Here is an 8,558-nt window from a genome sequence, read left to right as displayed (position 1 = left end):
CGGCCGGCGGGTCAGGCGCCACCGGCTCCGGGGCCGGTTCGGATGCCGGGGCCGGTTCGGATTCCGGGCACGGCTCCGGATGTGCTTCGGAGGGTGGGTGGGACGAGTTCTCCACCAGTTCTTCGTCCACCGGTAGTTGATCACCGGCCACCCGGCCCGCCGGTTCACCGACCGCCGGTTCCCGCGCACCCGGACACGCCGGTCCCACCCCCGTCCGGTCACGGCGGATCGCGGCGGCCTCCAGGGCGGTCAGGGCGACGTTCGACAGCAGTTGCGCCGTCGCCCAGAGACCCCGCACCCCCTGCTCCCGCCTCTCGTGCAGGAAACCGTTCACGACCAGCAGTTCCTTGGCCTTCTGGTACGCCCGCCCGGTGATCCCGAGCTTCCGCGCGTGCTCACTGAGCGGCTTCGCCGCCAACTCCTCGGGCAGCCCCTGCACATACAGCAGGAGGATCTTCGCGTCACTCGTCAGACGCGGATGACGCACGACATCGTGCGATGCCTTCGTATAGCGCCGGGAGGGCGCGATAGCATGCCGAAGCATTCCTGGTGGACTCCGTATCCACTAGCGGGTGAAGGCCTCCGGAGGGTGTTGGTAGCACCGCCGGGGGCCGCCGCTCTTTCGTGCGCGCGTGCGCACAGAGCGTAATGCCGCGCTTACGCTACCGCAGGCGGTGGTCCCCCTGTACGCATATGACAAGGGGACGCGTTTTCGATCAGACACTCTTCAGGACGCCGAGCGTCAGTTCGTGGAGCAACCCCGGATCGACGTACGGCGCCTCACCCGTGGGCCTCGATCGCCAGTCCAGCGGCCACGTGTGCCCGTCGAGCGCCGGAACCCCCACGAACGCGTCGCACCGCGCGTCCCGCCCCATGAGCCGCGCGCCGGGCGGCCACGCGTAGGCGGCGGCGGACCGGGGCGGCAGCAGGAAGTACGTACTCCGCTCCCCGATCCAGGACCGCACGATCGGCCCGGCCAGGAAGTCCGTGAACTGCGTGATCTCGTACGCCACTTGCTCGCCCAGCACCCCGCCCATCCGCACGGCGTCGAAGTGCACCCCCGTGTGCCGGAGGGCGTGCCCGCTCGCGGGAATCCAGGACGGCACCGGCTCCGGTGAACTTTTCTGATCCATACGGACAGCGTGAACGCCGACACATACGGTGACCAGAGTCACCGGGCGTCTGTGCACGGTCGTGTACTCGGGAGGTGGAGCTGTGCACTCCGGTGAGCAGGGAAGTGGTAACGCGGAGATGTTCGGCACGCTGCTCCGCTTCTACCGCGAACGGGCCGAGCTGTCCCAGGAGGCGCTGGGGGCGAAGATCGGTTTCTCCAAGTCACAGGTGGCGATGGTGGAGCGGGGAGCGAGGCCACCGAAGGGCGGGTTCATCACGGCGGCGGACGCGGCCCTGGGTGCACAAGGTGCACTGGAGGCGGCGGGGGCGAAGCTTCGGTTCAGCTATTTGCCTGCGTGGACCGAGGAGTACGCAGAGCACGAGGCGACTGCGGTGGCACTGCACAACTACGAGAACCGGGTGATCCCCGGCATTCTCCAGACCTCCGATTACGCCGGCCATGTCTTCAGTTGTCACTGCCCACCGCTGGACGACGAGGAAATCGAGGGGCGCGTACGGACACGACTCGCGCGGCACGAAATCCTTCGGCGCCGCCCCGCACCCATCGTCAGCTTCGTGCTCGAACAGAGCGTGCTCACACGTCCGATCGGCGGAGAGCACGTCCTGAAGGAACAGTTGGACCATCTACTCGACGTAGCCCGGCTGCGACACGTCGACATCCAGGTCATGCCACCGACCCGGCGCACACACGCGGCGTTGAACGGTCCCATGTTCCTGTTGGAGACACCGGCACACGAGCAGCTCGTCTACGTCGAGGGACAGGATGGGGGTAACTTCGTCAGCGACCAGGCCCGGCGTAGCCACCTGTTCACCAGGTACAGCCTTCTCCGCGCCCAGGCTCACACCCCCGAGGATTCCTTGAAGCTGATCCGAGACATTGCGGAGGCCCTGTGAATGGCACCGAACTCACCTGGTTCAAAAGCAGCCACAGCGACGACGAGAGTGCCTGCCTGGAGGTCGCCGTCGCCTGGACCAAGTCCACGCACAGCGGCGACCGGGGCGGCGACTGCGTCGAGATCGCCGCCTGCCCGCACGCCGTACACGTACGGGACTCCAAGGACCTGACCGTCCCCGCACTCACCGTCTCCCCCGCCGCCTGGGCGGCTTTCGTCGGAGGAAGCCACTGACCTCGGAAGGGGAGCGTCCATGACCGTCTCGGGGGATTGACGGTTGCCACCAAACACGCCACGGTCATGGCATGTGACGGTGCGCAACCGACTCGGCAGTGGAGGCAGCCATGGCATTACGGTTCGTCGGAATCGACCCGAACACCGGTGGTGAAGGTTCACCGACCGTGTGGGTGGAAGAGGAAAGTGCCGATCTAGTTGTCCAGGGTGAGGAGGCCGAAGCCCTCCTGCGCCGAGTGATCGGCGGTACCCAGTGGGTGCCCGGGCATGCGACCGGCATCCCCGACCATGAGCGGGTCATTCGTATCCCCGCCCGTATGGTGCCGATTCTGAGGGAGGCGTGCGATGTCGCTGAGCGGGTTCACCGAGACGACCCCCTTCGCTGAGCTACTCGCCGCCACCCGAAGCAGTGCTGTGCATCTGGAGATGCGCGACCAGTACGCCGTAGGGGACGAGGCCGACGACTTCGCGGACTTCATCCGCACCGGTCGCGCGAACACCGACCCGACCCGTTCCTTCTGGCCCCAGTGGCTCCCCTTGGTCCAGGACGCGGTCAGCCGGGGTGTGGAGATGCGCCGGGCACGGATCGTGTCGGAGCCGGTCACCGATTACATCCGTTACGAGCACGCCATCACCGTCCTCAACCTTCGAGGCGGGGAAGACGTGCGCTGGCTGCCCCGTCGCCAGGCCGCCGGCCTCGCCCTGCCCGGCGCCGACTTCTGGCTCCTGGACGGCCGTCTGGTGCAGTTCAACCACTTCACCGGTGACGGCGACTGGGCTGCCAAGGAGCGCACCGGGGCGCCCGAGGCCGTAGCTCTCTGCGCAGCCGCGTTCGAAGCTGTCTGGCAGCGAGCCGTGCCGCACGAGAAGTACACCGTCTGAAAGCCGTACGAACAGCTCATGCCCGCTTCCCCCTCCTCCAGCGCCCAGGCTGCCCGCGAAGCGCTCGCCGTGCGTCTGGCCCACCTGATGCGCGATGCCGGTCTCAACGGGCGCGAGTTGTCCGGTCGTTGCGGCTGGCACCCGGCCAAGACCAGCCGAATCCTCAGTGCGAAGACGGCTCCCTCCGACGGCGATCTGCGGTCCTGGTGTACGGCGTGCGGTGCCGAGGACCAGCAGGAGGACCTCATCGCCACCGCCCAGGCGGTGGAGTCGATGTACCTGGAGTGGCGTCGCCAGCACCGAACCGGCATGCGCCGGACCCAGGAGGATGTCCTCGCGCGCAACACGGCCGCACGTGTGTGTCGCGCCTACACGTCCAACGTCGTCCCGGGCTTCTTCCAGACGGCCGGATACGCGGAAGCCCTCATGCGTTCCATCACCGCTTTCCAGGGCACCCCCGACGACGTCACCGAGGCCGTCGCCGCCCGCCTGGCCCGCTCACGCCTCCTGTACGAAGGCGGCCACCGCTTCGTCGTCCTGGTCGAGGAGTGGGTGTTACGCACACGGATCGGTACCACCGAGACGATGGCCGACCAGCTCGCCCACCTGCTCACCGTCATGCCACTGCCGTCCGTCTCGCTCGGCATCATTCCCCTCGGCGCCGAACGCACCGTGTGGCCGTTGGAGGCGTTCTACCTCTACGACGACCGACACACGGTGGTGGAGACACTCACAGCGGGCATCAGCGTCCGCCAGCCCCGGGAAACCGCAGACTATGTCCGTGCCTTCCGCGCTCTGGCCGCGACGGCCGTTCACGGTGATACCGCGCGTGGGCTCATACGCGCCGCCGCCGGTTTCCTCGGGGTGGATCTGCGCAATCATCCGCAACTCCGTTGAGAGCGCGTCCGCAGCCTTCCTAGCGTGTTGCGCAGCGCTCCGAACCGGAAGGCACGCGGCCTTCATGTCGCCAACCGCCCTACGGCGTACCACTCCATCGGCTCCACCAAGGTACGAGCGGCCGCTGAAACACCCTGGGAGTGACGCCTGCTCGCGCCCACCTCGCCGAGGCCGGGCCGGGGGCATCACACCCGGTACCACTCGAACCCGCCGAGAGGATCACCACCATGGACACCCTCACCATCGAGCGCCGGGAACTCGGCCGCTTCCTCACCATCGCCGGACAGCGCTTCGGCAGCGGCGACACGGCCCCCGAGATGTTCTCGCAGGCCGTGGACGCCGTATGGCACCGGATGCTGGCCACCCCGGAGTACGGGGAATTCAGCAAGCAGCACGCCGGGTCCGTCCTGGGGCACCGCGAAGGGGGCGGCGCCGGGCCGATCACCTGGGTCGCCGCGTACGAGGAGACGTACGGGCCTCTGCCGGAGATCTGGTTCACCGACGCGAGCGGCGTCCTGGACCACGCCGCCTTCGCCCGTTACCGGGACACCGGCACCGTCGTGGCGGAGTGGAACTGCGGTCCCACCACCAACGACGGTGACGATGTCTCCCCGGAGACCACGGCCCCGTGACCGTCGCCCACGCCGACGGAGCGTCCTGGAACACCGCTGGGGCGCTCCGTCTCATCGAGCCGCGCAGCACACGGCCGACGACCGTGGACGTCGTCTCCTACACGGAGCGGATGACAGCCCATTGCCCCTACCTCGCCCCCTCACTCGAACGCGACATGACCACCTGGACCGTCTACCGCGTCGAGGGCGAAGCAGACGCCGTGGAGGCCGAGTTGTTCCAAGCCGGAGTCCAGGCGGCCGAATGGCTGCGCCCTCTGATCCACCGGTCTCACGGCCTTCTTCGGTGCGAGAACATCGTCGTCATGGGCGACGTCCCCGGCACCACGCATCGCACGCTCGTGACTTGGCCGCACTGGGTGCTCAAGCACCTCTACGGGCCTCTTGGGCTCATGTTCGGAAAGTTCTGTGCGGGTGAGGAGGAGACCTCTACAGCCGGTCGGCGCATCCCGGCCGCCCCGGTCTCGTTCCTCCCTGTGCGGGCCGCCGTCCGGCGGCGTGATCCGCGCCTCCTCCGAGCGACACCCGACCTCGCCGCAGCACTCGCCGTGGGCGAAGACGACGGCCGGGACGTGTTCGCCCACCTGCCACGCGACTGGAAGGACCTCCGGACATGGGCACGGGGCCTGCTGTGATCCCGCCTCCGGCCGAAGCCGTCAGCGTCCTCGAAGGCCGCTTCGGCCGCCCTCTCGTCGCGGAGCCCGTCAGCCGTCGGCGCGGCTCCCAGGTCTGGCGTCTGACGGGCGGCCATGTGCGCCTGGCTCTCAAGGCCGATGCGCCCGACGGCGGCACCGCCCGTCGCACGGTGAGCGAAGTGGGCCAGGAGGACGCGGTCTTGACCGCCCTCATCGGCGTCGGCGCACTGGATCCCGCGTACCGGGTGGCGGCCGACGCCTGGGAAGGCGGACATTGGCTCGCCGTGCGCTGGATCGGTGGGCAACAACTCTGGCGCGCCCTCTCGACCACGCGCGGTCCTGAAGGAGACAGACCTGCCGCGCGTCCCTGGCTCCTCGGTATCGCCCGCACCTGGGCCGAACGCCTGGCCCTCGTGCACGCCGCAGGGTGGACACACGCCGATGTCCAGCCCACCAACACCCTCGTAGACGCGGGCACCGCCCATCTGATCGACTACGCCCTCGCATGCGGCCCCACGCCCGTAGACCGCCTGCCGTACCGGGGAGCACTCACCCACACCACCGCCCCCGAGACCGCGGACCGTCTCCTGCGCACCACACCGGATACACATGTCCAGGCCGAGTGGCCGACCGACATCTGGGGGCTGGGGGCCTCGCTCTTCTGGTGCTGGACGGGGCACCGTCCCTTCGTCTATGGGGACGGCGCCCCACGTGAGGAGATGCTCAAGGTCATCGCGAAGGCCGGGACGACTCCTCTGAGCGATGCACGGCCCTGGCGTTTCCCCCAGTTCGAGGAAGCCGTCACCGCCTGTCTGGCCCCTTCCCCTCAGGATCGGCCCTCCGCCGGGGAACTGGCCGCGCTCCTCGGTGCCTTGTGATCACGCTCGCGCTCCGGCTTCTCACACCGGCCGACGCCCCTGCCGTCCTGCGCGTCTACAGCGGAGCTTCGGTGGCGTTCCTGGAGCGCCGCGCCATGACCGCCCGTGAGGCCGAGGAGTACGTGGCGCCGGTGCGGCACCGGACCGAGGCCGTCTCCGTCGCGCAGTACGTCTTCGGCGTGGAGGTCGCCGGGGATCTGGTCGGCGTCGTCAAGCTCGGCACGCGCCCAGGCGGTCAAGGACGAGTGGGCTATGTCCTGCGTGAAGACTGCTGGGGCCGGGGCTACGCGACGCGGGCGGTCCAGCAGCTCGTCGTCTTCGCCTTCGCCGCTGCTGGCCTTGATGCGTTGGGCGCCAAGGTCCATCCCGACAACGTCGCCTCGGGGCGAGTCCTGGAGAAGGCCGGATTCACTCAGCTCGGCATGCGGGGCCACATGATCACCTACCACCTCGCCGCCTCGACGGACTGAACGACCGGGTGCGCAATCCGCCTCGTCAGGCTGTACGCCTCCCCAGGCCGTAGTCCTCCTGAGGCCGAGTGCCGGCAGTGCCCGCCCGGCGATGCGTCGCCCCGGCCTCACGTGGCCACGGCCACCGCGTCCACGGCCTGGGTGCGCGGGGTCGTGCGGGTGGTTCCCAGGGTCGTGCCGAGAGTGACGGCCACGGCCACCGTCACGACGGCCGGCCAGCTGCCCGGCCCCTCCCCGGGCAGCACCTGACCGGTGCGGACCATGATGAAGGGGATGGCCCCCGCGGCTCCCGCCGCTGTGCCCAGGAGCAGGCCGGTCAGGGTCAGGGCCGACGCTTCGACACCGACCGCGCCCAGGACCTGGCGGGGAGTCGCCCCGGCGAGGCGCTGCCGGCCGAACTCCGCGCGCCGGTGGGCGGTGGCCGCCGCTTGCGGTCGAACATGGTCGTCACCCTTCGCTCGTCCGGCGCCCGGTGCGCCACTGGGACCGACGCTACGGAGCGTTGCCGAACGGCCCACGGGGCGTACCCGCCGGACTCGGAGACGGTGCTGGGTACACCACCACGTCCGGGCGGTACTCCCGGCCGGGCCGTGCTCCGGGTAACATACCCCTAGGGGTATGTATTCGATACGGGAGGAACCATGCAACTCGACATGGCGGCCGACGAGCTGAAATCGGTCCTCAACCGGCTCCGCCGGGCCCAGGGCCAGATCGCCGGGGTCATCAAGATGATCGAGGAGGGCCGGGACTGCGAGGACGTCGTCACCCAGCTCGCCGCCGCCTCCCGGGCCTTGGACCGGGCGGGCTTCTCGATCATCGCCACGGGCCTGGAGCAGTGCCTGGCCGAGGAGGGGCAGACCACCGCCGACAAGGACCGGATGCGCGCCCGGCTGGAGAAGCTGTTCCTCTCCCTGGCCTGAGACGCCCGGACCGGGCGCGGATCCGGACCGGGCGCGGGCCCGGACCGGACGCGGGCCCGGACCGGACGCGGGCCCGGACCGGACGCCCGCAGGGCACACCGGGTGCCGCACCCGGTGTGCCCTGCGGCCCCGCGACGGGCAAAGCGCTTGTCCCGCCCGTGCACGCCACGGATCATTCCGCCCATGACGACGCTCCCCGCACACGAGAACTCCGAACGCCCGCTCGCCCTGGTCACCGGCGTCGGCCGCACCATCGGCATCGGCGCCGGGATCGCCCGGCAACTGGCCTCCTCCGGCTGGAACATCGCCTTCACCTACTGGACGCCGTACGACGACCGCATGGAGTGGGGGGTCGAGGAGGGCGCCACCGACGCGATCACCGCCACGCTCACCGGGCACGGCGCCGCCGCCGTCGCCATCGAGGCGGACCTCACCGACCCGGACACCCCCGACCGCGTCCTGGACGAGGCGGAGAGCCGGCTCGGGCCGGTGACCGCGCTGGTGATGTGCCACGCCGAATCGGTCGACTCCGGACTGCTGGACACCTCGGTGGATAGCTTCGACCGGCACTTCGCCGTCAACGCCCGCGCCTCCTGGCTGCTGATCCGCGCGTACGCGACGCGCTTCCGCTCCGCCCCCGGGACCGGCCGGATCATCGCGCTGACCAGCGACCACACGGTCGGCAACCTGCCCTACGGGGCGAGCAAGGGAGCCCTGGACCGCATCGCCCTGGCCGCCGCCCGCGAACTCGCCCACCTCGGCGTGACGGCGAACGCCATCAACCCGGGCCCGGTGGACACGGGCTGGATGACACCGGACACCAGGACGGACCTGGCCGCCGCCACCCCGCTCGGCCGCCTCGGCACCCCCCAGGACACCGCCCACCTGGTGGACTTCCTGTGCTCACCCCAGGGCGGGTGGGTCAACGGGCAGCTCCTGATGAGCGACGGAGGCCTGGCGTAAGGCCCTTACGGCGGGGGCCGGCC

The 8,558-nt window shown here is 69.8% G+C and carries 13 protein-coding genes and 1 pseudogene; 11 read left to right on the top strand and 3 right to left on the bottom strand.

Annotated features, from left to right (window positions below; translation table 11 throughout):
* Nucleotides 1-544 (bottom strand): annotated as a pseudogene (locus IH13_RS0105740) (hypothetical protein); the annotation flags it as partial.
* Nucleotides 545-716: 172 nt separating this feature from the next.
* Nucleotides 717-1,133 (bottom strand): hypothetical protein, encoded by a 417-nt coding sequence (locus IH13_RS0105735; RefSeq protein ID WP_031081555.1) that lies wholly within the window; start codon nucleotides 1,131-1,133, stop codon nucleotides 717-719.
* Nucleotides 1,134-1,215: 82 nt separating this feature from the next.
* Here IH13_RS0105735 and IH13_RS0105730 point away from each other — a divergent pair, with 82 nt between their 5' ends.
* The 9 genes from IH13_RS0105730 (at nucleotide 1,216) to IH13_RS0105690 (ending at nucleotide 6,652) form a co-directional block, all read left to right on the top strand.
* The gene (locus IH13_RS0105730; RefSeq protein WP_031081553.1) at nucleotides 1,216-2,028 is read left to right on the top strand and encodes a helix-turn-helix domain-containing protein; all 813 of its coding nucleotides are present in this window, start codon (nucleotides 1,216-1,218) and stop codon (nucleotides 2,026-2,028) included.
* Nucleotides 2,025-2,261 carry a DUF397 domain-containing protein gene (locus IH13_RS0105725; protein WP_031081551.1) on the top strand — a complete coding sequence of 79 codons (237 nt, stop codon included), beginning with the start codon at nucleotides 2,025-2,027 and terminating at the stop codon, nucleotides 2,259-2,261. Before IH13_RS0105730 ends, IH13_RS0105725 begins: the two co-directional genes overlap by 4 nt.
* 110 nt (nucleotides 2,262-2,371) lie before the next feature.
* Entirely contained in the window at nucleotides 2,372-2,647 is a 276-nt protein-coding gene (locus IH13_RS40490) for a hypothetical protein (RefSeq protein ID WP_082317521.1), read from the top strand.
* A complete protein-coding gene (locus tag IH13_RS0105715) occupies nucleotides 2,607-3,143 on the top strand; it encodes a DUF6879 family protein (protein WP_031081550.1) in 537 nt (178 codons plus the stop codon). The genes IH13_RS40490 and IH13_RS0105715 overlap by 41 nt, the downstream gene beginning before the upstream one ends.
* Before the next feature lie 18 nt (nucleotides 3,144-3,161).
* A complete protein-coding gene (locus IH13_RS0105710) occupies nucleotides 3,162-4,040 on the top strand; it encodes a helix-turn-helix domain-containing protein (protein WP_031081548.1) in 879 nt (292 codons plus the stop codon).
* 227 nt (nucleotides 4,041-4,267) lie between these two features.
* Nucleotides 4,268-4,672, top strand: a complete 405-nt coding sequence (locus IH13_RS0105705; RefSeq protein WP_031081546.1) for a hypothetical protein — start codon at nucleotides 4,268-4,270, stop codon at nucleotides 4,670-4,672.
* The gene (locus IH13_RS0105700; RefSeq protein WP_031081544.1) at nucleotides 4,669-5,304 is read left to right on the top strand and encodes a DUF6875 domain-containing protein; all 636 of its coding nucleotides are present in this window, start codon (nucleotides 4,669-4,671) and stop codon (nucleotides 5,302-5,304) included. Before IH13_RS0105705 ends, IH13_RS0105700 begins: the two co-directional genes overlap by 4 nt.
* Nucleotides 5,283-6,182: a protein kinase domain-containing protein gene (locus IH13_RS0105695; RefSeq protein ID WP_031081542.1), complete on the top strand. Its 900-nt coding sequence runs from the start codon at nucleotides 5,283-5,285 to the stop codon at nucleotides 6,180-6,182. The genes IH13_RS0105700 and IH13_RS0105695 overlap by 22 nt, the downstream gene beginning before the upstream one ends.
* The gene (locus IH13_RS0105690; RefSeq protein WP_051835769.1) at nucleotides 6,179-6,652 is read left to right on the top strand and encodes a GNAT family N-acetyltransferase; all 474 of its coding nucleotides are present in this window, start codon (nucleotides 6,179-6,181) and stop codon (nucleotides 6,650-6,652) included. Before IH13_RS0105695 ends, IH13_RS0105690 begins: the two co-directional genes overlap by 4 nt.
* 107 nt (nucleotides 6,653-6,759) lie before the next feature.
* Here IH13_RS0105690 and IH13_RS0105685 read toward each other — a convergent pair whose 3' ends face one another.
* Nucleotides 6,760-7,170 (bottom strand): FtsX-like permease family protein, encoded by a 411-nt coding sequence (locus IH13_RS0105685; protein ID WP_031081540.1) that lies wholly within the window; start codon nucleotides 7,168-7,170, stop codon nucleotides 6,760-6,762.
* A gap of 123 nt (nucleotides 7,171-7,293) precedes the next feature.
* On the opposite strand from IH13_RS0105685, the gene IH13_RS0105680 reads away from it, so the two are divergent.
* Nucleotides 7,294-7,572, top strand: a complete 279-nt coding sequence (locus tag IH13_RS0105680; protein WP_031081539.1) for a metal-sensitive transcriptional regulator — start codon at nucleotides 7,294-7,296, stop codon at nucleotides 7,570-7,572.
* Between the two features lie 183 nt (nucleotides 7,573-7,755).
* The gene (locus tag IH13_RS0105675; RefSeq protein ID WP_031081538.1) at nucleotides 7,756-8,535 is read left to right on the top strand and encodes an SDR family oxidoreductase; all 780 of its coding nucleotides are present in this window, start codon (nucleotides 7,756-7,758) and stop codon (nucleotides 8,533-8,535) included.
* The last annotated feature ends 23 nt before the right edge of the window (nucleotides 8,536-8,558 follow it).

Source organism: Streptomyces sp. NRRL WC-3549, from assembly GCF_000721935.1.
GTDB lineage: Bacteria > Actinomycetota > Actinomycetes > Streptomycetales > Streptomycetaceae > Streptomyces.
This window is presented reverse-complemented; position numbering and strand designations above follow the sequence as displayed.

What these genes read in the sequence shown, in the direction of transcription:
- IH13_RS0105735 (WP_031081555.1), bottom strand. Translation starts at nt 1,133, where the DNA reads ATGGATCAGAAAAGTTCACCGGAGCCGGTGCCGTCCTGGATTCCCGCG.
- IH13_RS40490 (WP_082317521.1), top strand. Translation starts at nt 2,372, where the DNA reads ATGGCATTACGGTTCGTCGGAATCGACCCGAACACCGGTGGTGAAGGT.
- IH13_RS0105715 (WP_031081550.1), top strand. Translation starts at nt 2,607, where the DNA reads ATGTCGCTGAGCGGGTTCACCGAGACGACCCCCTTCGCTGAGCTACTC.
- IH13_RS0105710 (WP_031081548.1), top strand. Translation starts at nt 3,162, where the DNA reads ATGCCCGCTTCCCCCTCCTCCAGCGCCCAGGCTGCCCGCGAAGCGCTC.
- IH13_RS0105705 (WP_031081546.1), top strand. Translation starts at nt 4,268, where the DNA reads ATGGACACCCTCACCATCGAGCGCCGGGAACTCGGCCGCTTCCTCACC.
- IH13_RS0105695 (WP_031081542.1), top strand. Translation starts at nt 5,283, where the DNA reads ATGGGCACGGGGCCTGCTGTGATCCCGCCTCCGGCCGAAGCCGTCAGC.
- IH13_RS0105680 (WP_031081539.1), top strand. Translation starts at nt 7,294, where the DNA reads ATGCAACTCGACATGGCGGCCGACGAGCTGAAATCGGTCCTCAACCGG.
- IH13_RS0105675 (WP_031081538.1), top strand. Translation starts at nt 7,756, where the DNA reads ATGACGACGCTCCCCGCACACGAGAACTCCGAACGCCCGCTCGCCCTG.